This window comes from Gordonia sp. UCD-TK1, from assembly GCF_001691435.1.
Classification (GTDB): Bacteria; Actinomycetota; Actinomycetes; order Mycobacteriales; family Mycobacteriaceae; genus Gordonia; species Gordonia hongkongensis.
In genome coordinates, this window is the sequence record NZ_LZMP01000006.1 from 60,598 (window position 1) to 86,414 (window position 25,817).

The window sequence follows — 25,817 nt, forward strand, 5'->3', positions numbered from 1 at the left end:
TACACGTGCGGTGAACACGTTCTAGATTTGCCGCATGGCCGAGACAGTCACCCAGCTCCTGCAGGCACGCGCCGACGACGACAACCTCGCGATCACCTACGAGGGTCGGCAATGGACGTGGCGCGAGTACATTCGCGACGCCGAACGCGCCGCGTCGGCGATTCTCGGCATCGCCGACACCGAGCGCCCGCTGCATGTGGGTGTGCTGCTCGGGAACACGCCGGACATGCTGATCGCCCTGGCCGCCGGCGCGCTGGGCGGTTACGTGACGGCGGGGATCAACAACACTCGCCGCGGTGAGGGTCTGGCGGCCGACATCGTGCGCGCGGACTGTCAGATCCTGCTCACCGACGCCGAGCACCGCCCTCTCCTCGATGGCTTGGAGCTACCCGGCGTGACGGTGCTGGACACCTCTACTCCGCAGTGGGCCGAGATGCTCTCCGGCGCCGCGGAGTTGACCCCGCATTCGGTACCCGGGGCGATGGACACGTTCATGCTGATCTTCACCTCGGGGACCAGTGGAAACCCCAAGCCGGTCCAGTTCGCGCACATGATGATGCCGTTCGCGGGCCCGGTGCTCGCCGACAAATACGACATCGGCCCCGGCGACGTCTGCTACCTTTCGATGCCCCTGTTCCACAGTGCCGCACTCATGGGGGGTTACTGCGTCGCACTGTGCGGCGGTGCCGCGATCGCGCCCGCCAAGTTCTCCGCCTCGACCTTCCTGGCCGACATCCGCCGCTACAACGCGACGTACATGAACTACGTGGGCAAACCGCTCGCCTACATCCTGGCCACCGAGGAGAGGCCCGACGACGCCGACAATCCGCTCCGGGTGGCGTTCGGCAACGAGGCCACCGACCGCGACATCGACGATTTCTCGCGCCGGTTCGGTTGCACCGTCTGGGACGGCTTCGGTTCCACCGAACTGGCGATCATCATCACCCGCGAACCCGGGACCCCGCACGGCTCGATCGGCAAGGGTTTCCCGAACGTCGCCGTGTACAACTCCTCGACGCTGACCGAATGCCCGCGTGCCGAATTCGACTCCAGCGGGGCGCTTCTCAATGCCGACGACGCGATCGGCGAGCTGGTGAACATCGAGGGCGGCGGCATGTTCATGGGCTACTACAACGATTCCGACGCCACCAGCGAGCGTCTCCGCCACGGGATGTACTGGTCGGGCGACCTCGCGTACAAGGACGCAGACGACTGGATCTACCTCGCCGGCCGGACCGGCGACTGGATGCGCGTCGACGGCGAGAACCTCGCCGCCGGACCGATCGAACGGGTGCTGTTGCGCGTTCCCGAGATCAATCGCGTTGCCGTGTATGCCGTTCCGGACGACCACGTCGGCGATGCGGTGATGGCCGCCGTTGTCCTGCAGGACGGCGTCGAGCTGACCCCGGAGTCCTTCGCCGAACAGCTTGCCGCACAGGCCGACCTGTCGCCGAAAGCGTGGCCGACGTATGTCCGGATCGAGGACGACCTGCCCACGACCGCAACGAACAAGATCCTCAAGCGCACCCTGAAATCCGAGGGAGCCGTCCCCGGCACGGGCACACTCTGGGTGCGCGAGCCCCGGTCCCGCGTGTATCGACAAGCCGTCGCCGCACAGGCATGACCTCGACCGCGGCCACCATACCGACACCGGAATCCGTCCCTCAGCAAACGCTTCCGGAGATCGGCTACTACGCACTCTCGCGCCATCCGGTCGATCCCGCCGAACTCGCCGACGAAGCGGGGCTCGCCGACCGCGCGGGCTTCGGTGCCGCCTTCGTCTCCGAGCGGTTCAACGTGAAGGACGCGGCCGTACTCGCGGGCGGTCTCGCGGCGGCGAGTCGCCGGATGGGCGTCGCCACGGCCGCGACCAACCACAACACCCGTCACCCCATCATCACCGCGTCCATGGCCGCCACGTTGTCGACCATGACGGATGGTCGCTTCGCGCTCGGCCTCGGTCGTGGATTCGCCGCACAGTGGCAGGTTCTCGGGGTTCCCGATGTCACGAGCGCCCAGCTCACCGACGCCGCCTCGGTGTTGCGCACCCTTTGGCGCGGCGAGATGATCCTGGGCCACGACGGCCCGCTCGGCACCTACGACTACCTCAACCTCGGTGTCGCGGTTCCACCGGTCCCCATCCTGCTCGTGACGATGTCGCCCAACACCTTACGTCTTGCCGGGCGCATCGCCGACGGTGTCGTCCTGCACACGTTCTTCTCCGACGAGGCCACCATCGCCGCGGTCGAGACCGTCCGGGCGGCGGCCGCCGAGGCCGGTCGGGACCCCGCTTCGGTGCGCATCTGGTCGGTACTGGCCACCGTGCCCGACCATCTCGATGATGACGACCGGTTGCGACGTCTGTACGGCCGGCTCGCGACCTATCTCCAGGGGTATCCGGACGTCCTGATGCGTGCCAACGAATGGCGTGGGGATGATCTCGAACGAATCAGAGACAGTCCGGCTTTCGCCGGCGCCCGCGGACCCATCGACGCCACCGCCACGGCCGACGAACTGGCCCGGCTCGCCGAGGTCATCCCGGCGTCGTGGGTCGCCGACAGCGCGGTCGGCAGTGCCGAACAGTGCGCGGCCGCCGTGGCGCGCCAGTTCGACCTGGGAGTCGACTCGGTCATCATGCACGGCGCCGCGCCGTCGGAACTGTTGTCGGTGCTGACGGCGTACCGGTCGATACGACCCGCCTTGCCGGCTCTGCCAGTGAACCCGGGTTCGGTTGCGGGACCACCGGTTCAGTGACCGTCAGTCGGGCACGCCGGGTGGCACCGAGTTCAGCAACGCGCCCGCCTCGACCCGGAGCTGTTGACCGGTCACGTACCGGGCAGCATCGGACACCAGGTAGAGGACCGCCTCGGTGACATCCTCCGGCGCGAGCAGGTCCACCGGCATCGCGTGCAACGACGCGAAGACGTCCTTGACGTCGTCGTAGACCGGCTTCTCGAGATCGGGTCGGAACAGCCGGTAGAGTTCGTCGTGATGCACCATCGCGGTGTCGACGTTGCCGGGATGAATCGCGTTGACGCGAATACCTTTCGGCGCCAGGTGCCGGGCGAGGTCGTTGACGAGTCGCGCCACCGCTCGTTTCGAGTGGCCGTAACCGCCTGCACCCGGCCCGGCCTGCGCGGACTCGAACGACGGCATGAACGCGGCCATCGAACCGATGCAGACGATCGATGCACCCGCTTCGAGGTGCGGCAGAGACAACTCGAGGGTGTTGATCACCCCACCGAGATTCACCGACACCGTGTTCAGCCAGGTGACCGAGGGACTCTCGGGCCCGAGCGGGCTGATACCGGCGTTGGCCACGACGATGTCGAGTCTGCCGAACTGCGCCACCGCGTCGTCGATCGCGGCCTGCAGGGCGTCCCGGCTGCGGACGTCGGCGATCTTCGCGATCACCCGACTGTCCGTCGCGTCGACCATCTTCGCGGTCTGCTGCAGGTCGTCCGGCGTGCTCATGGCGTAATTGACCGTCGTGATCTGATCGCAGATGTCGATGGCGATGATGTCGGCGCCCTGCTCGGCCATCCGCACGGCGTGGCTGCGCCCCTGACCCCGTGCCGCGCCCGTCACGAGTGCGACCTTCCCGTCGAGTCTGGTACTCACTCGCGCTCTCCTCGTCCCGGCGGCCACGAGTCCGGCCGCCGCGTCTCCGCGCAGCCTAGCCGACGGCCATCCTTCGTGTGGCGGAATGGATTTGCTGTTCGCAAGGTCGCCCGGCGTGGCCGGCCTGCACAGCTGCACACCGCCGCGCCGGTTCCCTGGACACCAGTCCAATTCCTCGGTAGTGTCCGATCAGCGGCCTGGGTGAGCCCGGTCACATCGGCCCGGCCCGCGCAGCTCGATCGAAAGGGCGTGCCCGTGCCGGACACCGTTGGAATCCCGACTTGCATAGACGAACTCACCCCGACGTGGTTGACCGCGTTCCTTGCTTCCCACGGTCACGACGTCAGTATCGAGTCGGTGGGTGCCGAACCGGTGGGAACCGGTCAGATGGCCGGTTCCTATCGTCTTCACCTCGGGCACGACAGCCCAGCGACATTGCCCGACACCATGATCGCGAAGCTCGCGACCGGGTCACCGGACCAGCGCGAGTTCGGATCGGGGGTGTTCCGCAACGAGGTGCGCTTCTATCGCGACCTCGCCGCGTCGTTCACGGTGCCGATGCCCGACTGCTTCGCCGCGACCATCTCCGATCGCGGCACCGAGTTCGTACTCTTGCTGGAGGACATGGGCGCAGCCGTGCAGGGCGATCAGATCGCCGGCTGCACACCCGCGCAGGCCGAGGCGGTAGCCGTGGCGACTGCTGGTCTCCACGCTCCCCGGTGGAACGATCCGACCCTGCTGGCCGAGATGCCGTTGCCCACCGACGCCGACCGGGAGGTGATGGAGTCGATCCTCGCTCCGATGGCGGAGGTCTACCGCGAACGCTTCTCCCCTATCGGTCCGTCATCGGCAGCGGTCGACTGGCTCGTCCGTGAAGCCGGCCAGTGGCTGGTCGCCCCGCTGGACAATGCCACCCTGATCCATGGCGACCTCCGGGTCGACAACGTCCTGTTCGGCCCGTCCGGTGAGGTCACGGTGATCGACTGGCAGACGATCACCACCGGTAACCCGCTGCGCGACATCGCCTTCCTGCTGAGTACCAGTCTGACCACCGACGACCGGCGCCGGCACGAGCGCGGCATCGTCGCCTCGTATCATCGGGCGTTGGTCACCGCCGGCGTCGGCGACTACACGCTCGACGACTGCTGGGACGACTACGTCGGCAACCTCATCCAGGCGCCGCTGATCATCGTGTTCGGCTCCGCTGCTGCACAACCCACCGAGCGTGGCAACGCGATGTTCGATGCGATGCTGTCCCGCAGTGCAGCCGCGATCGACGATCTCGCACCCGGAGGGCTGTGAACCGTGCCGTCACTGGTCATCGGGGGCAACGGGTTTCTCGGTTCTCATCTCGTTCGGCAGCTCGTGGACGCGGGCGAGGAGGTGCGGGTGTTCACCCGGCCCACGAGTGGCCTCCGGACCCTGGCCGGTCTCGGCGTCGATCACGTGACGGGCGATCTCTTCGACGCCGACGCCGTCGCGCGGGCGATGACCGGTTGCGACGTGGTGTTCCACTGCGCGGTCGACACGCGCGCCTGGTTGCGCGATCCGGCACCGCTGTACCGGACGAACGTCGAGGCCCTGCGTTCGGTGCTCGACGTCGCAGCCCGGATGCCACTGCGGAAGTTCGTGTTCACCAGCACCGCGGCGACCATCGGGCGGGTGAACGGCCGTCGGGCGACGGAGGACGATGTGTTCAACTGGGCCGCGCGGGCTCCCGCCTATGTGCGCAGTCGCGTGGCCGCCGAGGACCTGGTGCTGCGTCGAGCGCAGGACGACGCGGTACCCGCCCTCGCGATGTGCGTCGCCAACACCTACGGACCCGGCGACTGGCAACCAACTCCCCACGGCGCATTCGTTGCCGGTGCGGCGCTGGGCAAGTTACCGTTCACCGTCCGCGGCTGTCGCGCCGAGTCGGTCGGCATCGACGACGCCGCGCAGGCGCTGCTCCTCGCGGCGGACCGCGGCGAGGTCGGCGAACGCTACATCGTCTCCGAGCGGTCCATCGACACCGGTGAGATCGTGGCCATCGCCGCCGCGACCGCGGATCGTCAGCCCCCGCGCGTCGTTCTCAACCGCGCTGCGCTGTACACCTTCGGGGCGGTGGGTTCCGCCCGTGGGGCGCTGACGCGCAAGCCGGTGCAGTTGACGATCCCCTCGGTCCGGTTGATGCACTTCATGTCCGAGATGGACCACGGCAAGGCCGAACGCGACCTCGGATGGCATCCACGCCCGGTGACCGAGGCCATCGCCGACGGTGCCCGCTTCTGGCTCGAACGACGCGCCGCCCGCCGCGCTGGTTGAGCCGACACCACCACCTCGCTGGTTGAGCCGGCACCGAGCGAAGCGAGGCGCCGAGTCGAAGCCACTTGGTGACCTCGACGAGCTCGGTCAGCGGGCGAGTCAACCCGCCCTGCTCCCCAATCCCCAAGAACCGCAAAAGCACTGGTCCCTGAGGTGCGAGGAGCGATAGCGACGAGCCACGAAGGGCCTGGTGGGGCACCTTGCGAGCCCTTCGTGGCTCGCTTCGCTCGCACCTCAGGGAGCAGAGGGGTGGCCCTCCGCAAGCTCCGCACGCTTCTCAGGGAGGACGAACGCGATCGATCTCAGGGACCGGAAGGCCCGGCCAGGATGCCGGCGAGTTCGTCGAGGCTGTAGGGCGAGGTGCCCTTGTGATCGCGGTAAGCGACGAAACTCGCCTGCTGCGACTCGAACCGGCCGATGAATCCACCGGCAGCGCTGAAGATCTCGCCGGTGATGTGCTCGGCCGCGTCACTGGCCAGGAACACGTACAGCGGGGCGACGTACTCGGGCGGGGCGGGATCGAGCGCCGCGTCGCGCGTGGGGTCGTCGAGGATTCCGCGACGATGGAGTCCTTCGATGTGGGCGACGTAGTCGTCGCCGGAGGACAACCTCGACTTCGCTCCCGGCATCACCACGTTGACGCGTACGTGATGATCCCGGAGGTCCGCGGCCGCGGCGAGGGCGAGTGCGTTGACGCCGCCCTTCGCCGCGGGATAGCCGCTGCCACCGAACATTCCGAGCGAGGCCGCCGAACCCGTGAGCACGACCGACCCCGATCCTTGTTCGACGAACACCCTCCCCGCGGCCTGTAGGAGATGGAAGGCGCTCATCAGGTGGGCGTCGATCTGCTCGCGGAACTCGTCGGAAGCGATCGTCAGCACCGTCGAACCGGGAGGTTCGGCGATGCCGGCGCAGTTGATGGCGATGTCGAGGGCACCGAACTCCGCCAGCGCCGCCTCGACCATCGCCTGCGCCACTCCGTCGTCACCCGCGGACCCGCGAACGCCCACGGCATATCCGCCGCCGCCGCGGATCTCGGCGACGGTGTCGTCGACGGCCTGTCCGTCGCGACCGTTGACGACGACCGAGACTCCCTGTCCGGCCAGCGCATACGAGACGGCCAGTCCGATACCGCGGGTCGCGCCTGCGACAACGGCGACCCGGCCCCCCAGTCCCGCGCCGCCAGGTGACCAACCGCCGCCCGACGTCACGCCGAGCTGCCCACCGGCGTGATCGGGATCGACCGCCCGCGGTCGACGAATTCGAAACTCGCGCCCCCGCTGAAGCGTGCGACGGCCACCTCACCGTACTCCTTCTGCGGCGTGTCCGCCTTGGTGATCCGGACGACGAGATCGCCGTCGGCCTCGGTCGCGTCCGCGACGACGAGATACGGATCGACGGCGGTCGCCGCCGCCTGCAACGGTTCGACGTGGTCGACATCGAGTATCGACGTCCAACCGCCGTCGGTCATCGCATCGGACTCCCGGGGGATTCGGACGGTGACCGTGTCCCCGTCGGCCTCTGCGGTGAGTCCCGTGTACTGGGTCGGACCGAAACACGGATGGAGTGCCAGTACCTGGGCGAGACCTGCGGCGTCGGCGGACAGATCGAGCGCGACGCGAATCCGGTCGGCAGCGAGTCCGGCGATGCCGATCAGCTGCTTGCGGAAGATCTCGGTGGTCTGCGCCTCGCTCTCGGCATACCTGCGCAGGCTGACGAGGAAGCCCAGCGACAGCAACTGGTGTTGCAGCGCAACCTCTTCGGCGACCCGCACCAGAGCCGACGTCGACCACTCCGCGAACTGCAGATCCTCGACGAGCGGGCCGCGGTAGTCGACCCAGCCGTCGGTCTCCGTGGTGTCGATGGCCGACAGGACGAGTTGCCCCGCCCGGGTCTCGAACATGTCGACCGAATCCGGTGGGAGCGGCAGCTCGTCTCGATCCGGTTCGATCGTGACCGTCCACTCGCAGTGCGGCGTGCGATCGACCGGTCGACGCGGCGGCCGGTGGACCGGACGGATTCGTGCGCGCCGATTGGTGGCGATGGCCGTCGCGTCGAAGGTGGGGTCCTCGATGTCGTGGCACATGGTGGTCACGTAGTCGTCGCCGAGGGGTTCGACGTCGAGCAGCGCGCCGCAGTGATCGAGCACGAACGACCCGTGGTACTCGTCGTCGATGCGGTATCGGAAGTCCATGAACTGGGGTGGCGCACCGATGTCGAGTTGCAGACACTTGAACATGTCCTCGACACCGTCGCCGTCGATACCCAGGGCCGTACGCATGCGATGCGTGTAGACCGGACTCGCGGCCATCCACTCCTCGATGGCGACCTTGCCCATCACGTCCCGGCCGAAGGCGCTGATGAGATGCGCCATGCCGCTGCGGTCGATCATCTGACCCGACAGCAGCAGTTCCGGTACGAGCACGGCGAGCTGATCCTGACTCAGACCTTGGTAGGTCGGGGCTGTGGAAGTCATGTCAGTTCACCAGAACGCGACCGGGGCCTTGCCGAAGTCGTACCAACCCGGCAGATCACCCGGCGCCGACTTCTCCACACGCTTGAGCATCGGCTCACTCATCGCGTTGTTCTTCATCATCTCGATGAAGAGAGCCGAGACGTTGCCGTAGTCGAAGAAGTCACGCTGCCAGCGGAACTGGAAGTTGCCGCCGTACTTGAACCAGCTGCCCTGGATGCCCTCGAGCGCGTAATGGCTGCCGTCCTCGCGGGTGCCCTCGTAGATCTGCTTCCACAGTCCGATCATGTCGCCGGTCCGGTCATCGATGACCCAGGCCTGATAGGGATACTCCCACCCCTGCAGACCTTCCATCTCCTGGCCGAGGGCGAGCTCGCGGATCTCCTCGCGACCCACGGCCATGAAGTCCTTGTTGGGGCCGTAGTTCCACCCGTAGGTGGCGTCCTCGGTGTAGAAGTCGGCCAGGGGCTTCCAGTCCCCCGCCTTTTCGGCCTCGATGTTGGCGGCGAGCCACCGTTCTTTCATCTCGTCGAGTTCGGCACGGTCAAAAGACATGTGTTCCACCTTCATTCGGTCGTTCAGGTCGTGCGTGGGAGGTGATCGGGAATTCAGCCCTCGATGATCCGCAGGGCTTGCGTCGGGCAGTAGTGCACGCCGGCCTCGACCTCGGCGCGCTGGGATTCGTCAGGGGTCGCGTCGAGGATCTCCACATGGTCGGTGTGCGCGGCGAAGACCTCGGGCGCCTCGAGCTCACACATCCCATGTCCCTGGCAGAGGTCCAGGTCCACCTCGACGCGCATCACGCGTCCTGACGCTTGCGGTAGGCGACGCGACAGGGCTGCTGCAGCTGGACGACCATCTTCGAGTGGTCGTTGCGGTAGCTCTCCGGGGGCTGGAGCATCTCGAACTCGTAGTTCTGGAAGAGCACCGAGAAGATCGCCTTCAGCTGCATGATCGCGAATTGCGCACCGACGCAACGATGACGACCGGCGCCGAAGGGGATCCAGGTCCACCGATTGACCAGATCCTCTTGCCGCGGCTTGTCGTAACGGTCGGGGTCGAAGGCGTCCGCCTCGGGGAAGTCCTCGGGCAGCCGGTTGGAGATCGCCGGTGACACGGCGATCGACTGCCCGGCCTTCACCTCGAAGTCCTCGACGTGGAAGTCGTTCTGCACCACGCGCATGAGGATGATGAGCGGCGGGTGCAGCCGCAGCGCTTCTTTGAGCGCGTTCTCGAGCTGCGGCATCTGACGGGTGTGCGCGAAAGTGTATTCCGGGCGCTCACCGGGCGGGGTCTCGCCGTAGATCTCGTCGAGCTCCTCGTACACCCGTCGCATGTAGTCGGGATTGCGCAACAGTTCGATGAGGGTCCACGCGGCGGTGCCCGACGTCGTGTGGTGGCCCGCGAACATCATCGAGATGAACATGCCGGTGATGGTGTTGGCATCGAAGCCGACCTGGACGAGGACGTCCATCAGGTCCCGGTCTTCCTTGTTCTCGGTCGGGTTCGCGATCCGCTCGTCCATCACGCCCTGGATGAACTCGACCAGTTCGGCCCGGGCCTCGTCGCGCTTGCGGAAGCTCTCGATGTCGGCCTTGTAGTCCACATACGCGATCGGGTCGGTGCCCTTCTCGAGGTCGTGGAACAGGTGGGCGATGTGCCCGCTGAGCCGCTCCCGGAACTTCCGACCGATGAGGCACGACGACGAGGTGTACAGCGTCAGTTCGGAGAAGAAGTCGAGCAGGTCGATCTCCCCCTCGTCACCCCACTCGGCGATGATCCGCTCGACCTCGTTGGGGATGGTCACCGCGTGCTGCTTCATGTGCGCGCCCTTGAGCGCCGAGTTGTGGATCGCCTTCGACCGCTCCTCGGGGCTCGTGTCGAACACGACGCCCTCACCGAACACCGGTGTCATGAACGGGTAGGCGGCCGCCTGGTCCAGATCCTCTTCGGGCGCGCGGAAGAACTCCTCACTCGCCGCCGATCCCGAGACCAGCACCACCTCGCGGTCGGCGAGCTGGAACATCCCGACGTCACCGCATTCCTCGCGGACGCGCCAGAACAGTGCGAGCGGGTCGGTGGCGAGTTCGTCGAGATGTCCGTGTTCGCCCTCGCCACCCGAGACGCGATTCGGTTGTTTCAGGCCTGATTCGGTGATGGCGGTCATCCATCCGTCCCCTTCTCCTGTGCTGCCTGTCGTTTCTTGTCGCTGACTGCGCCTTCGGCCTCCACCTCGACCGACCGCATGTGCGCACCGCGAGGCATGGTCACCATGGCGGCGACGGCCTGCGCGATGTGTTCGGGCGAGAGGAAGTTGCCATGACGGGCCAGACCGTGTGTGATCCAGTCGTTCAGCATGTTCTCGGTCGTCTTCGGGTCGAGGTTCATCCCCATGCCGGTGAGTGTCTGCCCGGGCCGCACGACTCCCGCACGGACACCGGTTCCCTCGAGCTCGAGCTGAATGGTCGCCACCAGCCCATCGATGCCGGACTTGGCTGCGACGTACGCCGACGACCAGGGCCGCGGATGTATCGCCACATCGGACCCGATGAACACGAAATCTCCTCGGGTGCGGTCGATCATGCCGGCGATCACCGCGCGGTAGATGCGGTAGGCGCCGGTGAGATGGATGTTGATCTGATCCGCGAAGTGGTCGGTGCCGGTCTCGTAGGATAGTCCGACCGCGAGATCGCCCGCACCGGCGACGACGATCTCCAACGGCCCGAGAGCAGCTTCGGCCTTCGCCACGCAGTCGAGCACGGATTGCTCGTCGGTGACGTCGAGCGGAACTGCGACGGCCTCGCCACCGGCAGCGGTGATCTTGTCGGCGAGTTCCTGTAGCTTCTCCACCCGGCGGGCGGCCAGGGCGACGGGATGGCCCGCAGCGGAGAGGAATTCGGCCGTGGCGGCGCCGATTCCCGACGACGCACCCGCGACGAGGACCGGTCGGCGCTCGGGATGAGGACGGAAAGCCATCAGCGCACCGTCACCTTCACCGGGAGCTCGGCGAAGCCGCGCACATTCACCGAGTGGACCCGTACCGCCTTGTCGGCATCGATCTCCACTGCCCGGATCGACTTGATCACCTCGGTCAGGCCGATGTTGGCCTCGAGGCGCGCGAGGTGCGCCCCGAGGCAGAAGTGGGCGCCCAGGCCGAAACTCATCAGGGACTGGGCGCAGTCGCGGCCGATCTCGTACCGGTCGGCGTCGGCGCCGAACACCTCGACGTCGCGGTTCGCCGAACCGACGAGCAGGAGTACGCGCTCGCCCGCCGGGATCACGAAGTCGCCATAAGGGGCATCCTCGATCACCCGCCGCACGACGATCTGCGTCGAGTTGTCGTAGCGCAGCGTCTCCTCGGTCCAGTCCGGGACGACGACTTCCGGGTCGGCGAAGACCTTGGCGAGCTCGTCCGGATTGCGCCAGCCCCAATACAGGGCGTTGGCAAGCAGTTTGGTGGTGGTCTCGTTGCCCGCCACCACCATCAGAACCATGAACCCGACGATCTCGTCCTCGGTGAGCTTCGTCTTCTCACCGGTCTCGTCGTCGTCGATCTCGGCCGCGATGAGGGCCGAGACCAGATCCTCGCCGGGGTTCTTGCGACGGTCGGCGATGAGCTCCGAATAGTACTTGTGCAGTTCGATGTACGCGTACACCGCCGCCTCGGGAAGGTCGAGGTCGCCGTCCTCGCGATGCAACAGCAGGTCGGACTGGTGGCGCAGCCGGGTGCGATCGGCTTCGGGCACTCCCAGCAGTTCGGACACGACGTCCATCGGGAGCAAGGCGGCGAAGTCGTGCACGAAGTCGAACTCGCCCTTGTCGAGACATCTGCTCCAATGCTGATGGGTGAGGGCGGTGATCCTGCCGGTGAGTTCGTTGACGCGGCGAGGCGTGAAGCCCTTGGAGACCAGTTTGCGGATACGCATGTGCTTGGGGTCGTCCATGGCGAGGAACGACATCGACTTGTGCGCGTCGGGACCGTACGCCGACGGGTCCATCGACACGCCCCAGCTGTTCGAGAGTCGTTGTGTGTCACGGAATGCGGCACGGACGTCGGCGTGTCCGGCGAGCGCCCAGAAGTTCATCCCGCCGTGGTAGTAGACCGGCGCCTCCGCGCGGAGACGGGAATAGGTCGGGTAGGGATCCTCGTGGAAATCATAGGCATACGGGTCGAAGGGGAGCTCGTGCTCCATCCCCGACACCGCCGTCGTTTCGGTCATCACTTCTCCATCAGTAGATGTGCGGCTGCGACAAGACGTTCGGAGGTCTGCTCGTAGGTCATGTGCCCCATACCGGCATAGACCAGGCCGCCGGAGTAGATCATCTCCAGGGCGTCGAGCAGCGGGCCCGGGTTTTCCGGGTCCTCTTCGAGGGCGGCGGCGAGACGACGCCGGATGAATGCGCCGATCCGCACGCGCAGGTGTTCGACGTCGGGGTCACTGCCCAGCAGGGCCACCGTGACCGCACCACCCAGCTGCCCCTCGCCGGCCACGACCAGCGCGACCTCGCGGAGCACCTGCGCGACGCGCTCACTCCGCGGTGCACCGGGATCCGGTTCGAGCACCCCGGCCGAGAGGCGACGCCAGAACACCTCGGCGACGAGGTGACTCTTCGACGAGAAGTAGGTGTAGGCGGTAGCCGGCGCGACCCCGGCGATCTTGGCCACCGACCGCACGGTCAGACCGTCGAAACCCTCGGCGTTCAGCACGTCGACCGCGGCATCGGTGAGACGTGTGACCGTCTCCGCCTGCTGCTGGGTCAGCCTGCGACGAGTGGATTCCTGAGACACGGGGCTGGACATGTGAGCCACGCTACACTAGGTTTGAACGCGAGTCCAGACACCTGTCCAGATGGAGTTCCAGCTCATGCCTCTTCGCCCCGAATCCGCGTCGGATCTGTTGATCGACGGCAAGCTCACCCCCGGGAGCGGTGGCGTCTTCGACGTCGTCAATCCCGCGACCGAGGAGGTCATCGGGCAGGCGGCCGACGCCACCGCGGCCGACATGGATGCCGCCATCGCCGCCGCTCGCACCGCCTTCGACACCACCGACTGGTCGCGCGATCACGCCTTCCGCGCTCGCTGCCTGCGTCAACTGCGCGACGCACTGCTCGCCCACGGCGACGAGTTCCGAGAGCTCACCATCGCCGAGGTCGGGTGCCCGTCGTTCCTCACCCACGGCCCGCAGTTCGAGGGACCCGTCACCGATCTCGGCTACTTCGCCGACCTCGCCGAGAGCTATGAGTGGACTCGCGACCTCGGCACCGCGAAACCCATGGGACTGAAGAACCACCGTGAGCTGCGCTCGGAGGCGGTCGGCGTCGTCGGCGCGATCACCCCGTGGAACTTCCCGCACCAGATCAATTTCGCCAAGATCGGACCCGCCCTAGCCGCCGGGTGCACGGTGGTGCTCAAGCCCGCGCCCGACACCCCGTGGTGTGCGGCGCTCGTCGGCAAGGTGGTCGCCGAGGAGACGGACTTCCCGCCGGGCGTCCTCAACATCGTCACCTCGACCGACCATCAGCTCGGCGCCCAGCTCAGCACCGACCCTCGCGTCGACCTGGTCTCGTTCACCGGCTCCACGGCGACGGGCAAGAAGGTGATGGCGGCCGCCTCCGAGTCGCTGAAGAAGGTGTTCCTGGAGCTGGGCGGCAAGTCGGCCTTCATCGTCCTCGACGACGCCGACATCGGATCCGCCTGCGCCATGGCCGCGTTCAACGTCGTCACCCATGCCGGCCAGGGGTGCGCGATCACGACGCGTCTCGTGGTTCCGCGCGGCAGCCTCGACGAGGCGATCACCGCTACCCGCGACGCGATGGCCGGCCTGCCCGCCGGGGACCCGACCGACGGCGGCACCATCTGCGGACCGGTCATCTCGGCCCGGCAGCGCCAGCGCATCGAGTCCTACATCGAACTCGCCACCAGTGAGGGCGGCACCATCGAGATCGGTGGCGGCCGTCCCGCCGACAGGCCCGCCGGTTTCTTCGTCGAACCGACCCTGATCTCGGGTCTGGACAACTCGGCGCGGGTGGCGCAGGAGGAGATCTTCGGCCCGGTGCTCGTGATCATCCCCCACGACGGCGACGACGACGCGATCCGCATCGCCAACGACTCGCCGTACGGGTTGTCGGGCATGGTCTACGGGACCGATGAGGACCGGATCGACAAGGTCGTCAACGGAGTTCGCACCGGGACGATGGGCGTCAACGGCGGCATCTGGTATTCCGCCGACGTCCCGTTCGGCGGTTTCAAACAGTCGGGCATCGGCCGCGAGATGGGTGTCGCCGGTTTCGAGGAGTACCTGGAGACCAAGGCCGTCGCCCGCCCGGCGTGACCCTTCGACAACACACTGACCACACAGAAAGCAGGACAATGAGTTCCAAGCGTTTCGAGAACAAGACCATCATCGTCACCGGCGCCGCCGGCGGGATCGGCGAGGCCTATGCGCGTGCCCTCGCCGCGGAGGGCGCGAACGTCGTGGTCGCCGACCTCGCCGACGAGAAGGGCAAGCAGGTAGCGGCCGACATCGGCGGACTGTACGTCAGCACCGATGTCGCGGATGAGGATTCGGCGAAGGCGCTCGCCGCCGCCACCGTCGACGCCTACGGTTCGATCGACGGTCTGGTGAACAACGCCGCGATCTACGGCGGGATGAAACTCGACTTCCTCATCACGGTGCCCTGGGACTATTACAAGAAGTTCATGAGCGTGAACCTCGACGGTGCACTCAACGTGACCCGGGCGGTCTACCCGCACATGACCAATGGCGGCGGCGCCATCGTCAACCAGTCCTCGACCGCCGCATGGCTGTACAGCGGCTTCTACGGGCTGGCCAAGGTCGGTGTCAACGGCCTGACCCAGCAGCTCGCCACCGAGCTCGGCGGGCAGAACATCCGCGTCAATGCGATCGCCCCGGGACCCATCGACACCGAGGCGACCCGGAGCACGACACCCAAGGAGATGGTCGCCGACATCGTGAACCGGTTGCCGCTGAAGCGTTTCGGCACTCCCGAGGATCTCGTCGGCATGTGCCTGTTCCTGCTGTCGGACGAGGCCGGGTGGATCACCGGGCAGATCTTCAACGTCGACGGCGGCCAGGTCATCCGCTCATGAGCGAGTCGTCCCTCATCCGTCTGGGGTATGTCGGACTCGGCAACATCGGTGGGCCGATGGCCGGGAGCCTGGCCGCCTGGGCCGGCGGGCTGACGGTGTTCGACCTGTCGTCCGACGCCGCCGCGAAGGTCGTCGAGAAGGGCGCCACCGCTGCGGAATCGCTTGCCGATCTCGCCGCGTCGGCCGACATCATCGGCATCTGCGTGCTCGACGACGCGCAGGTCCGAACCGTGGTCGCGGGTCCGGACGGCCTGCTGTCGGCAGCTCGCCCGGGCACCGTCATCACCGTCCACTCGACCATCGCGCCGGAGACCGCCGTCGAACTGGCGGATCTGTGCGCGGCGCGCGAGGTGACTCTGCTCGACGCACCGATCTCCGGTGGTGCGATGGGTGCGGCGTCGGGCCGCCTCGCGATCATGGTCGGTGGACCGCGGGACGCGTACGAGAAGCTGAAGGAACCGTTCGCGCTCACCGCCGACATGCTGGTCCACGCGGGGCCCGAGGTCGGCGCGGGTACCCGGATGAAGCTGGCGCGCAACCTCCTCCACTTCATCTCGTTCACCGCGACCACCGAGGCCGCGCGACTGGCCGAGGCCGCCGGCATCGACATCACCAAGCTCGGCAAGGTGGTCCGGCACTCCGACGCCGTGACCGGTGGGGCCGGGGCGATCATGTTGCGCGACACCACCGCTCCCGTCGAGCGCGACGATCCCTGGTACGGAATCCTCGCCGGCGTCCGTACCCTGGGCGAGAAGGACCTGACGCTCGCACTCGCACTCGGTGAGGAACTCGGCGTCGACCTGCCCCTCGGGCAGCTCGCGTTGCGGAACCTGGCCACCGGGCTCGGTGTCCCCCACCTCGAAGGAGAACCAGCATGACCCGTTCCAACATCTCCGACGACGCACCCGACGAGGCACGCAAGCGCGGCCTCGCCAAGATGTCGGAGGTCTACGGCTGGGAGGTGAGCGACGGCCCGGGCGACTACTTCGCACACACCGCCGACCAGGTGTTCGGAAATGTGTGGGCGCGAGACGGTCTGTCCAACCGTGATCGTCGGCTGCTCCTGCTCGGCGCGCTCGCCGCGAGCAACAACATCGACGTCGCCGAGATCCAGGCCGGTGCCGCACTCGGGAACGGAGAGCTCACCCCAGAGCAGCTCGAGGAGATCAGCCTCTTCCTCTGCTACTACGTAGGCTGGCCGCAGGGCACCAAGATGCACTTCATGTTCGGTGAGGTGATCAAGCAGCACCGGAAGAAGAAGTGAGTCGACCCATGCGGTTTCGAGTCCTACAGGGCGGCGACGGGTGTTCGTTGCTCAGCGCCTCTCCCCTCCCCGACCTCGCCGCGGCCGGATACACCGACATCGAGTACGCGGCGTCGGGGGTGGCCGAGAAGATCGTCGGGGACCCGCCCGCGCCCGCCGCCGAGTTCACGACCCGGGTCGTCGTCCGACGCCCAGCGGAGCCCGCGACGTTCAGCGGCTGCGTTGTCGTCGAGTGGCTGAACGTCAGCAGTGGCGCCGACGCCGCCCCCGAATACTCCTATGTGGCTGCTGAACTGGTCCGTTCCGGGCACGCCTGGATCGGGGTCTCGGCCCAGTTCGTCGGAGTGGAGGGCGGCACGGGCTCGGTCGGCGTCGCGACCGGTGCGCCGCAGAGTCTCGCCGCCAAGGACCCGGAACGGTATGCCGGACTCCACCATCCTGGTGATGCGTACTGTTACGACATCTTCAGCTCGATCGGACGCGCCGCCCGGGACACCGCTGGGGCCGACCATCCCCTCGCGGGCCTGACGGTCGCCACCGTGCTCGCGATCGGCGAATCACAGTCGGCGATGGCCCTGACGACCTACGTGAACGCCATCGGCCCGGATGCGGCGCCGTTCGACGGATACCTCATCCACAGCCGCGCGGCCGCCGGGTTGCCCGCAGGCGAGGTCGGTTCGGGCATCGACGTGGCGACCGTCTTCGGGCGCGAGCCCACCACGATCCGCACCGACCTCGACGCACCGGTGTTCGTGGTGCAGACCGAGACCGACGTCCTGACCAACTTCCGCTATCACACTGCGCGGCAACCGGATTCCGACCGGTTACTCGTGTGGGAAATGGCGGGCACGTCCCACGCCGACCTGCACCAGGTCGGCGACTTCGAGGAGTTCCTCGGCTGCCCCGACCCCGTCAACCGGGGTCAGCAGCGTTTCGTCCTGCGGGCTGCGTTGCGGCACCTGCGATCCTGGGCCGACGGTGGCGATCCGCCGCCGGCAGCCGACCCGCTGGCCCTCCGGGACATCGACGGCGCCGACCCCGTGTTCGAGCTGGACGACATCGGCAACGTCCGGGGCGGGGTCCGGACGCCGTGCGTCGACGCACCGACCCAGGTCCTCAGCGGGATCGTCGTCGACCCCGTCTCCCGCATCTGCCTGCTGTTCGGCACGACATTCCCTGTCCCCGGCGACGCGTTGGCGGCCCGGTACGGAACGCGCGACGAATACGAGAAGCACTACCGGAACGCCGCCGACGCCGCCATCGCGGGCGGATTCGTCCTCGCCGAGGACCGTGACGAGCTGCTCGCCGACGCCAATCCGGACCTGATCCCGAACTGACCGTCCGCCGAATCGTCTCGACGCGCGGCGGTTTGAAAATCACCATGACTCCAACGGTGCCGGTGGAGTCGAGTTCTCAGTAGCGTCCCAGAAGTCCTGCCAGCCCTCTCCCAGGCGGATTTCGATGACTCTAGAACTCACGACACCGGTCGGTGTCGCCCCCGCCCCGTCCGCGGCCGGGCCCGTCGACGTGCCGTCCGACGGCCCGGCGGCCCGAGTACGTCGGCGACGGCTCTCCCGTCACGCCGCCACACGCACGCTCCGTCAGTCCATCGGCCTGATCCTGGTCGTCGTCATCTGGCAGGTCGGCGCGCGGGGATGGCTCGGCGCGACCACCCCCGCACCCACCGAGGTGGTCGAGGCGGGCTGGGAACTGATCAGCACCGGTGAACTCTGGACCCATCTGGCCGCGTCGGGGCGGCGCGTCGCGATCGGACTGGCGATCGGGATCGCCATCGGCGCGGTGCTCGGCGCGGCCGCCGGCCTCTTCAAGGTCGCCGAAGACCTGGTCAACGCACCGGTCCAGGTGCTGCGGATGATGCCCGCCGTGGCCCTCGTCCCGGTCTTCATCATCTGGTTCGGGATCGGCGACTCGTTCAAGATCGCCCTGATCATCGTCGCCCCGATCTTCCCCATCTATCTCAACTTCCTCGCCGGCATCCGGGGCGTGGACCAGAAGCTCATCGAAGCCGCCGAATCGCTGGAGCTGACGCGTTTCGAACTCGTGCGATACGTGGTCCTGCCGGGCGCACTACCGCAGATCTTCGTCGGGCTACGACAGGCGCTGGGCATCGGTTGGCTCGTCCTGGTCGTCGCGGAGATGCAGACCACCCCGGTCGGTCTGGGCTTCCTGATGAACGACGCCAAGGAGTACCTACGCACCGATCAGATCTTCCTGGTCCTGGTGATCTACGCGGTACTCGGACTGCTCACCGACATCGGCGTGCGAATACTCGAGCGTCGGTTCCTGTCGTGGCGCAACGGATTCGAAGGTAGGTGAGTGGAATGTTCGCAGATCGAATCGACGGTGTCCGCGTCCTCGGCGCCGGGCGCGAGTTCGACGGCCGGCGGGTTCTCGACCGCGTGGATCTGACCATCGCCCGGGGCGAGTTCGTCGCGCTGCTCGGAGCGAGTGGTTCCGGGAAGAGCACCCTGCTCCGGGGGATCGAGGGGTTCGACCGCGGTTTCACCGGCACGATCGAGGCACCCTCGGCCAAGGCCATCGTGTTCCAGGAGCACCGACTCATGCCCTGGATGTCGGTGTGGCGCAACGTCGCGCTCGGGTTGCGCGGCGGTGACACCGAGGCCCGCGCGCTCCGCGCACTCGACGAGGTGGGGCTGGCGGCCAAGTCCGGCGCCTGGCCGTCCACGCTCTCGGGTGGCGAGGCCCAGCGCACCGCGCTGGCACGCGCACTCGTCCGGGAGCCCGACCTGCTGTTGCTCGACGAACCGTTCGGCGCGCTCGACGCCCTGACCCGGATCAATGCCCAACGCCTGGTGGCCCGGTTGTGGGAAGCGCACCGTCCGGCAACACTGCTGGTGACGCACGACGTCGAGGAAGCCCTTCTGCTCGCGGATCGCGCGCTGATCCTGCGGGCCGGCCGGATCGCACAGGAGATCGTCGTGGATCTACCTCGCCCACGCCAGGTCACCGATCCCGAATTCGTCGCCCTCCGTTCACAACTGCTCGCCGGGCTCGGCGTCGGCGGAACCGACGCCGAATCCACCGGCCGCACAACGACACCGACAACGACACCCCGGGAGTTCACCCATGTCTGACGTACTGACCCTGTCCACGGACGTGCTGGTGATCGGCGGTGGTCCCGCCGCGACCTGGGCCGCCATCCACGCTCGCGACGCCGGAGCCGAGGTGATCATCGTGGACAAGGGTTACTGCGGTGCGTCGGGTACGACGGCCCCGGCCGGGACCGGGGTCTGGTACGTCGTCCCGGACCCGGACAAGCGCTCGGCGGCGAAGGCGAGTCGCGAAGCGCTCGGTGGGTATCTCGCGGACCACGCCTGGATGGACCGGGTTCTCGACAGGACCTACGCGAACATGCACCGGCTGGRCACCGAGGGTCGCTACCCGTTCCCGATCGACGAGCACACCGGGGAGCCCATCCGCACCGGTGTCCAGGGCCCGGAGTACATGCGTCGCATGCGCGCGTGGGTCCGGCGCCGCGGTGTACAGATCCTCGATCACTCCCCTGTCCTGCAACTCCTCACCGACAGCCAGGGCGCTGTGCGGGGCGCCGCCGGATACCAGCGGCAGACCGGCCGGGACTTCCGGATCTCGGCCGGCGCCGTCGTCGTGGCGACGGGCGGATGTGCGTTCCTGTCCAAGGCACTGGGCAGCAACGTCGACACCGGCGACGGCGCACTGATGGCGGCGGAGGTGGGTGCCTCGTTCTCCGGGATGGAGTTCGCCAACGCGTACGCGATCGTGCCGAAAGGCTCCACGGTGACCAAGACCGCGTACTACGGCTACGCCACCTTCTTCCACGCCGACGGACGCATCGTCGAGGGTGCGGGATCGACGAAGGGGCGGTCGGTGATCGCACGGACTCTGCTGCAGGAGAAGGTCTACGCACAGCTGGACCGGGCCGATGAGCGGGTGGCGGCACAGATGCGCCAGGGTCAACCCAACTTCTTCCTCCAGTTCGACCGCCGGGGCATCAACCCGTTCACCGACCGGTTCGAGGTCGATCTCCTCGCCGAGGGCACCGTTCGCGGAACCGGTGGCATCGACATCGTCGACGCGGACTGCTGGACCGGCGTCCCGGGTCTCTACGCGGCCGGCGACGCCGCCACCCGCGAGCGGATCTGCGGTGGCTTCACCGGCGGCGGCAGTCACAACTCCGCCTGGGCGATGTCGTCGGGCGGTTTCGCAGGCGCTGCCGCGGCACGAGCGGCCCGCGACGCGGGCGGGGCATCCCCACTCGATCGGCTCTCGGGCGCCGGCACCGTCGGATTGGACTCCGCCCGGAGCGGGATCACACCCGACGAGGTGGTGACCGCCGCACAGGGCGAACTGATCCCCTTCGAGAAGAACTACCTGCGTCACGGCGACCGTATGGGTCCGGCGCTGAACGCCCTGGACTCGCTGTGGGATGAGGTCTCCGGCCCGGCCTACGGCGCCCGCACACCGGCGGGGCGCGTCCGCGCGCGGGAGGCGGCTGCGATCACCGCGGTCGGACGGTGGATCTACCGATCCGCACTCGCCCGCACCGAATCCCGCGGGATGAGCAAGCGCGCCGACCCCCCCGAGCTCGACCCGGCACTGGGCGATCACGTCCGCACCGGCGGACTCGGCGATGTCTGGGTCGCCGCACCCGGATCGGCTGTCCGCCGGCCAGACCCGGCCCCTCGGCTCGCCGTCAGGATTCCCGCGTGATCGAGCTCGTCGTCGCGTCGGCGTGTATCGCCTGCGACAAATGCGTGAATGCCTGTCCCACCAACGTCTTCGACACCGGACCCGACGGCGTACCGGTCATCGCACGGCAGTCCGACTGCCAGACCTGCTTCATGTGCGAGGCGTACTGCCCCACCGACGCTCTCTACGTCAGCCCGGAGTCGTCCCCACTCGGCACCCGAGAATCGTTGCCGCTCGAGCTGATCGGCAGCTACCGGGAACGGCTCGGCTGGGGCAAGGGGCGCGCACCAGGAAGCCTCACCGCGGTCGGGCCCCCGATCCCGCATGGAGACCCGCCACCACGGCTCGTCGAGCAACACGCCGACTGACCGGCTCACCCCGTTCATCCCTTCAGATTGCCAGAACAGAGAAATCATGCCCACCACATCATCTTTCGGATCACCGCTGCGCCGGATCAGACGCGCCCTCGCCCTCTTGTCGGCGGGCGTGGCATTCGCAGCGGTGGCCGCGTGCGGTTCCGACGATGCGTCGTCGGCGCAGCGCGAGGTCATCGACACACTCCGGATCGGCGTCATCGGCTCGAGCAACGTGATCGCCGGTCCGGTCGGTTTCGCCCACAGTCGCGGGGAACTCCTCGAGGCCTTCGCCCCGCTCGGTGTCAACAACGTCGAGGTTTTCAACTTCCCGAACGGGCCCGATCTCAACCAGGCGCTCATCGGCGGACGCCTCGACGTCGCGAGCTACGGTGACACCCCCGCCCTCGTCGCCCGCGGCTCGGGACTACAAACCCGCCTGCTGTCGATCAACCAATTCGGCAACGATGCCGGCGTGGTGGCCAAAGACCCGTCGATCCGCTCCCTGGCCGACCTGGCCGGCAAGAACATCGGCGTGCCGAAGGGGTCCTACATCGACCGCTATCTCCAAGGCGCACTGGCCGAACAGGGCATCACCGCCAACCTGATCCACCTGTATCCGGCCGATCAGGAGGCACCGTTGAACTCCGGTGAGATCGACGGAGCGGCGCTGCCCGGCGTCATCCCGTCGGTGGCGCTGCAGACCTTCGAAGGCAAGGGATTTCACCTGGTCGACTCGGTCTACCGGGACCATCCCGATCTGGCCGGCACCAGCGTGACGGTCAGCAGTGACCAGTTCCTGGAGAAGAACCCGGACTTCGCCGCGACGTGGCAGCAATTGCACGCGACGTCGGTCCGCTACGCGAAGGCGAACTGGGAGCAGTACCTCCAGTTCGAGCTCGGCAACTCCAAGGCACCCGAAGCCGCCGTCCGTGCCGCCGCCAACCCCGAGGGCTACTCCGAGGAGCCGTTCCCCGCCCGCGCCGTCGAATTGCTCACCGGCACCAAGGCATTCCTGGTCGAGCAGGGCAGCATCGAAGAAGACTTCGAACTCGACTCCTGGCTGCAGCGTCCCGCGACGGGAGCGAACTCGTGACCGGGCCCCGGTTCGGGGTGTGGACCAATGTCTACGGCACCTGGGCGTCGGCACACCATCCCGACGACCCGGTCGACGCATCCTGGGAACGCAATTTCGCACTGGTCCGACGCGCGGAGGAACTGGGGTATCACAGCACCCCGTGAGGTGCGAGCGAAACGAACCCACCCCCCTGAGGTGCGAGCCCAACTACTGCTCCCTGAGCAGGGGCAGGGCGTTCTTTCGGATTAGGGAGCAGAAGAGGTCAGCGCTGCCTCACATCAGCGACCGCAGGCCCGGTTCGCTGTCGAACCGCGGGGGCGGGGCGGCGCGGAGGAATTCGTCGGTGGCCTGTCGGATACTGCCCGAGATGGCGTGTCCGACATGGCTACCGGAGTACCAATGGACTTTCCCACCCCAGTGATTGTGTAGCTGCTGGGCGGCGGTCACGGAGGTCACCCGGTCGTTGAGCGCCGCGACCACCATTCGCCGCTCAGGCGTCGGAAAGGGTTCCACCGCCAGCGGGTTGATGACCGACGAGACCGCACGAACCGGATCGCTCCGCATCAACGACGCGAGATGGCGCCCCTTGGACCCGCCGCGCTCCATGTGATGAGCCAGGGTGGCATGCATCTGCAGCATCGGCACGACGGCGAGCACCGAGCTGATACGGGGGTCCATCGAGGCGACCATCGCGGCGATCGGTCCGCCGAGCGACGTGCCCGCGATCGCGATGTCGGCGGGTTCCTGACTCTCGATCCACGTGATGAGCGAACGGATCTCGGCGATCGCCCGGATGGTGATGACGGTGTTGACCAGTGGATCGAACCCCGGATAGGCCACCTTCTCGACTCGCCGCGAGCCGTGGGCCGGAAGAACGGGGAAGACCACGTCGTAACCGAGCTTGTTGTACAGGTTGGCCGCGCGGAACGCGTAGAGATCGTCGGCCCGACCCTGAGCCGCCCCGTGGACCCAGATCAACCAACGGCGACCGGCGCGTCGTCGTGACAGCACCCGCACCGAGGCGATCCCGTCGGCGTAGGGGTCGGCCGCGGCGATCGATTCCGGGAGCGGCACCGCCACCGAGTAGTCGATGTGATCGAACGAGGTGGTCCCGAAGGTCTTCCGGTTGCGGGAGACGATGCCGGGTGGGCCGGGGTCGAGGTGGACTCGCGACGGACCGAGGGCAGCCAGTTCATCTGCGACACCGACACATCGGTCGACGCAGTCTTCCACGAAGTCGATCGGCGGGATGTCCCGGATCACCGAGTTGACCGCGATGAACAGCTCGTCGACGGCGGTCTCCCCGACCATCCGCGGACCGCAGTCCGCCGGCGGGACGCCCGTCGCGGGATCCCCGCGGCCGGCCGCACGCGAACTGCCGATCGCACGGGGCAGCACTTTCGCGAACAACCCCAGTCGTGCTGCTCCCGACTCCCAGTCGATCAACTCGCCTCCTGCGCCATCGCGGTACTGTTCTCGTCCTCGTCGGCGGTCGTCCGTCCGAGCGCATCGGCGGCCTCGGCGACCGCGTCGGCCACCCGCCGCAAGAAGCCGGCCGGGTCGGGCATCGACTCCGGTGTCGCGATGAGGCCCATGCTGAGCCTGCCGGCGTAGCTGTAGGTGGTGAGGTTGACGTCGGCGGGTGCGATGGCCAGCGCGAACGAGATCCAGTCGACGACCTCGATGTCCCCGACCCACCGCGTGGTGCGCGGACCCGGCATGTTGGCGGTGGTGATGTTGTTCATCACCAGCGGCGCGCGATTCGCGGCCAGACCGCGGAAGGTCGGGCCGAGCCGTCCGGTGTAGGTGGCCAGCGCGTCGGTGAGATCGAAGCCGACCTCGCGCCGGCATCGAACAGTCGCCGCGCAGCTCTCACCGGTGGCCGCGATCCGCTCGATCGGGTCGGCCAGATCCGACCTGAGATAGGCCATCGCGGTGGCGATCTCGTTGCCGTGCACACGGGTGGAGGCCAGGTCCTTGCATACCCCGAAGATCGAGACCGACACTCCCGGCTCCTCGCCGCGAGCGATGAGTTCCGCCCGGATCGCACCGGCGATGACACCGTGCAGAGCCCCGTTCACGGTGTTTCCGGTGGCCAGCGCGAGTCGCTGGACGGCGGCGAGCGGGATGTCGCCGGACGCACACACGCGTTCGGCGCCGCTGCGGGCGTTGAAACTCGTCCGACGGACCGTCAGGGGTTTCGGGATGAGTTCGGCATCGCCGGCCCGGCGTTTCGCGACAACCGCACGCGCCAGTGCCGACGCTGCCGACGGCAGGCGACGAACCATGCGCCAGGATTCCGAACGCGCTGCGCGCGTGAGCTCGTCGTCGCCGTGCTCGATGCGGGTCGCGCCGATCGGCGCCTGCTCGACCCGCTCATTCGGACCGGCGGTCGCGGCCATGAACGTGTTGAGTGCGGCGAGACCGTCGGCGACGGCGTGATGGACGCGGACGACGACCGCCTGCCGCCCACCGGCGAGACCGTGCACGAGGGTCAGTCCCCAGAGCGGCCGACTCCGATCGAGTTGCCGGACGGCGAGCTCGGACAGGATCGCGTCCAGCTCGGCACGTCCCCCCGGTGCGGCGGCGGAACGCTCGTCCAGGTGCCGGCGCACGTCGAAGTCGTTGTCGTGCACCCAGAAGGGACGGGCGCCGTGTCCGCGAGCCCACGCGAGCCGCTGGGTCGCGCGCGGGAACATGCCGAGGTAGTCGGGCAGGACGTCGGCGATCTCGGTGAGATCGAGGGGCCGGCCACGACGGGAGGTGTCGAGCACCGCGACCTTCAGTGTGTGCATCGGGGTCGACGCCGATTCCATGTTCAGCATCAGCGCGTCGGGACCGGACATCCGTTCGGCGTCCAGAACACCGGTGGAGCGGTCGATCTGCTTGACAGCGTGCATGAT

The 25,817-nt window shown here is 67.7% G+C and carries 26 protein-coding genes; 15 read left to right on the forward strand and 11 right to left on the reverse strand.

The genetic code is table 11. The annotated features are described in order from the left end of the window. Nucleotides 1-34 precede the first annotated feature (34 nt). The gene (gene fadD1 / locus A9310_RS05220) at nt 35-1,624 is read left to right on the forward strand and encodes a fatty-acid--CoA ligase FadD1 (RefSeq protein WP_065629679.1); all 1,590 of its coding nucleotides are present in this window, start codon (nt 35-37) and stop codon (nt 1,622-1,624) included. Further along, nucleotides 1,621-2,754, forward strand: a complete 1,134-nt coding sequence (locus A9310_RS05225) for a TIGR03857 family LLM class F420-dependent oxidoreductase (protein ID WP_065629680.1) — start codon at nt 1,621-1,623, stop codon at nt 2,752-2,754. Before fadD1 ends, A9310_RS05225 begins: the two co-directional genes overlap by 4 nt. Before the next feature lie 3 nt (nt 2,755-2,757). Here A9310_RS05225 and A9310_RS05230 read toward each other — a convergent pair whose 3' ends face one another. Next, entirely contained in the window at nt 2,758-3,621 is an 864-nt protein-coding gene (locus A9310_RS05230) for a mycofactocin-coupled SDR family oxidoreductase (protein ID WP_065629681.1), read from the reverse strand. A 255-nt stretch (nt 3,622-3,876) separates the two neighbouring features. On the opposite strand from A9310_RS05230, the gene A9310_RS05235 reads away from it, so the two are divergent. Then, the gene (locus A9310_RS05235; protein WP_065629682.1) at nt 3,877-4,923 is read left to right on the forward strand and encodes a phosphotransferase family protein; all 1,047 of its coding nucleotides are present in this window, start codon (nt 3,877-3,879) and stop codon (nt 4,921-4,923) included. A gap of 3 nt (nt 4,924-4,926) precedes the next feature. Then, nucleotides 4,927-5,925 (forward strand): NAD-dependent epimerase/dehydratase family protein, encoded by a 999-nt coding sequence (locus A9310_RS05240; protein ID WP_065629683.1) that lies wholly within the window; start codon nt 4,927-4,929, stop codon nt 5,923-5,925. A 302-nt stretch (nt 5,926-6,227) separates the two neighbouring features. On the opposite strand, the gene A9310_RS05245 is transcribed toward A9310_RS05240, so the two are convergent. Genes A9310_RS05245 through A9310_RS05280 form a run of 8 tightly spaced genes read right to left on the reverse strand, consistent with a single transcriptional unit; the run spans nt 6,228 to nt 13,199 of the window. After that, complete coding sequence (locus A9310_RS05245; protein ID WP_058252394.1) at nt 6,228-7,136, reverse strand: SDR family NAD(P)-dependent oxidoreductase; 909 nt, start codon at nt 7,134-7,136, stop codon at nt 6,228-6,230. After that, nucleotides 7,133-8,401, reverse strand: a complete 1,269-nt coding sequence (locus A9310_RS05250; RefSeq protein WP_065629684.1) for a hypothetical protein — start codon at nt 8,399-8,401, stop codon at nt 7,133-7,135. The genes A9310_RS05245 and A9310_RS05250 overlap by 4 nt, the downstream gene beginning before the upstream one ends. Nucleotides 8,402-8,407: 6 nt before the next feature. Then, entirely contained in the window at nt 8,408-8,953 is a 546-nt protein-coding gene (locus A9310_RS05255; RefSeq protein ID WP_065629783.1) for a hypothetical protein, read from the reverse strand. A gap of 53 nt (nt 8,954-9,006) precedes the next feature. Beyond that, entirely contained in the window at nt 9,007-9,198 is a 192-nt protein-coding gene (locus A9310_RS05260) for a ferredoxin (RefSeq protein ID WP_004022803.1), read from the reverse strand. Then, nucleotides 9,198-10,565 carry a cytochrome P450 gene (locus A9310_RS05265; RefSeq protein ID WP_065629685.1) on the reverse strand — a complete coding sequence of 456 codons (1,368 nt, stop codon included), beginning with the start codon at nt 10,563-10,565 and terminating at the stop codon, nt 9,198-9,200. The genes A9310_RS05260 and A9310_RS05265 overlap by 1 nt, the downstream gene beginning before the upstream one ends. Then, nucleotides 10,562-11,374 (reverse strand): SDR family oxidoreductase, encoded by an 813-nt coding sequence (locus A9310_RS05270; RefSeq protein ID WP_065629686.1) that lies wholly within the window; start codon nt 11,372-11,374, stop codon nt 10,562-10,564. Before A9310_RS05270 ends, A9310_RS05265 begins: the two co-directional genes overlap by 4 nt. Continuing rightward, nucleotides 11,374-12,618: a cytochrome P450 gene (locus A9310_RS05275; protein WP_065629687.1), complete on the reverse strand. Its 1,245-nt coding sequence runs from the start codon at nt 12,616-12,618 to the stop codon at nt 11,374-11,376. Before A9310_RS05275 ends, A9310_RS05270 begins: the two co-directional genes overlap by 1 nt. Then, entirely contained in the window at nt 12,618-13,199 is a 582-nt protein-coding gene (locus A9310_RS05280) for a TetR/AcrR family transcriptional regulator (RefSeq protein WP_033206302.1), read from the reverse strand. The genes A9310_RS05275 and A9310_RS05280 overlap by 1 nt, the downstream gene beginning before the upstream one ends. Before the next feature lie 64 nt (nt 13,200-13,263). Between A9310_RS05280 and A9310_RS05285 the strand changes: the two genes are divergently transcribed. The 11 genes from A9310_RS05285 to A9310_RS25530 all read left to right on the forward strand — a co-directional run bounded on the left by A9310_RS05285 (nt 13,264) and on the right by A9310_RS25530 (nt 23,078). Next, the gene (locus A9310_RS05285; RefSeq protein WP_065629784.1) at nt 13,264-14,730 is read left to right on the forward strand and encodes an aldehyde dehydrogenase; all 1,467 of its coding nucleotides are present in this window, start codon (nt 13,264-13,266) and stop codon (nt 14,728-14,730) included. Nucleotides 14,731-14,768: 38 nt separating this feature from the next. Next, on the forward strand, nt 14,769-15,509 hold the full coding sequence (locus A9310_RS05290) for an SDR family oxidoreductase (RefSeq protein WP_065629688.1): 741 nt from the start codon (nt 14,769-14,771) through the stop codon (nt 15,507-15,509). Beyond that, a complete protein-coding gene (locus A9310_RS05295; protein WP_065629689.1) occupies nt 15,506-16,387 on the forward strand; it encodes an NAD(P)-dependent oxidoreductase in 882 nt (293 codons plus the stop codon). Before A9310_RS05290 ends, A9310_RS05295 begins: the two co-directional genes overlap by 4 nt. After that, a complete protein-coding gene (locus tag A9310_RS05300; protein WP_065629690.1) occupies nt 16,384-16,773 on the forward strand; it encodes a carboxymuconolactone decarboxylase family protein in 390 nt (129 codons plus the stop codon). The genes A9310_RS05295 and A9310_RS05300 overlap by 4 nt, the downstream gene beginning before the upstream one ends. Before the next feature lie 8 nt (nt 16,774-16,781). Further along, nucleotides 16,782-18,110 (forward strand): alpha/beta hydrolase domain-containing protein, encoded by a 1,329-nt coding sequence (locus A9310_RS05305; RefSeq protein ID WP_065629691.1) that lies wholly within the window; start codon nt 16,782-16,784, stop codon nt 18,108-18,110. A gap of 124 nt (nt 18,111-18,234) precedes the next feature. Then, a complete protein-coding gene (locus A9310_RS05310; RefSeq protein WP_058252405.1) occupies nt 18,235-19,110 on the forward strand; it encodes an ABC transporter permease in 876 nt (291 codons plus the stop codon). 5 nt (nt 19,111-19,115) lie between these two features. Then, complete coding sequence (locus A9310_RS05315) at nt 19,116-19,889, forward strand: ABC transporter ATP-binding protein (protein WP_065629692.1); 774 nt, start codon at nt 19,116-19,118, stop codon at nt 19,887-19,889. Then, nucleotides 19,882-21,504, forward strand: a complete 1,623-nt coding sequence (locus A9310_RS05320) for an FAD-dependent oxidoreductase (protein WP_065629693.1) — start codon at nt 19,882-19,884, stop codon at nt 21,502-21,504. The genes A9310_RS05315 and A9310_RS05320 overlap by 8 nt, the downstream gene beginning before the upstream one ends. Continuing rightward, a complete protein-coding gene (locus tag A9310_RS05325) occupies nt 21,501-21,851 on the forward strand; it encodes a ferredoxin family protein (protein ID WP_058252408.1) in 351 nt (116 codons plus the stop codon). The genes A9310_RS05320 and A9310_RS05325 overlap by 4 nt, the downstream gene beginning before the upstream one ends. Before the next feature lie 46 nt (nt 21,852-21,897). After that, on the forward strand, nt 21,898-22,932 hold the full coding sequence (locus tag A9310_RS05330) for an ABC transporter substrate-binding protein (protein WP_065629694.1): 1,035 nt from the start codon (nt 21,898-21,900) through the stop codon (nt 22,930-22,932). Continuing rightward, nucleotides 22,929-23,078, forward strand: coding sequence for a hypothetical protein (locus A9310_RS25530; protein ID WP_254661180.1), 150 nt, complete (start codon nt 22,929-22,931; stop codon nt 23,076-23,078). Before A9310_RS05330 ends, A9310_RS25530 begins: the two co-directional genes overlap by 4 nt. 109 nt (nt 23,079-23,187) lie before the next feature. Here the strand turns inward: A9310_RS25530 and A9310_RS05335 are convergent, their stop codons facing one another. Then, nucleotides 23,188-24,360, reverse strand: a complete 1,173-nt coding sequence (locus A9310_RS05335; protein ID WP_065629695.1) for an alpha/beta hydrolase family protein — start codon at nt 24,358-24,360, stop codon at nt 23,188-23,190. Then, a complete protein-coding gene (locus A9310_RS05340; RefSeq protein WP_065629696.1) occupies nt 24,357-25,814 on the reverse strand; it encodes a wax ester/triacylglycerol synthase domain-containing protein in 1,458 nt (485 codons plus the stop codon). The genes A9310_RS05335 and A9310_RS05340 overlap by 4 nt, the downstream gene beginning before the upstream one ends. Between the last annotated feature and the right edge of the window lie 3 nt (nt 25,815-25,817).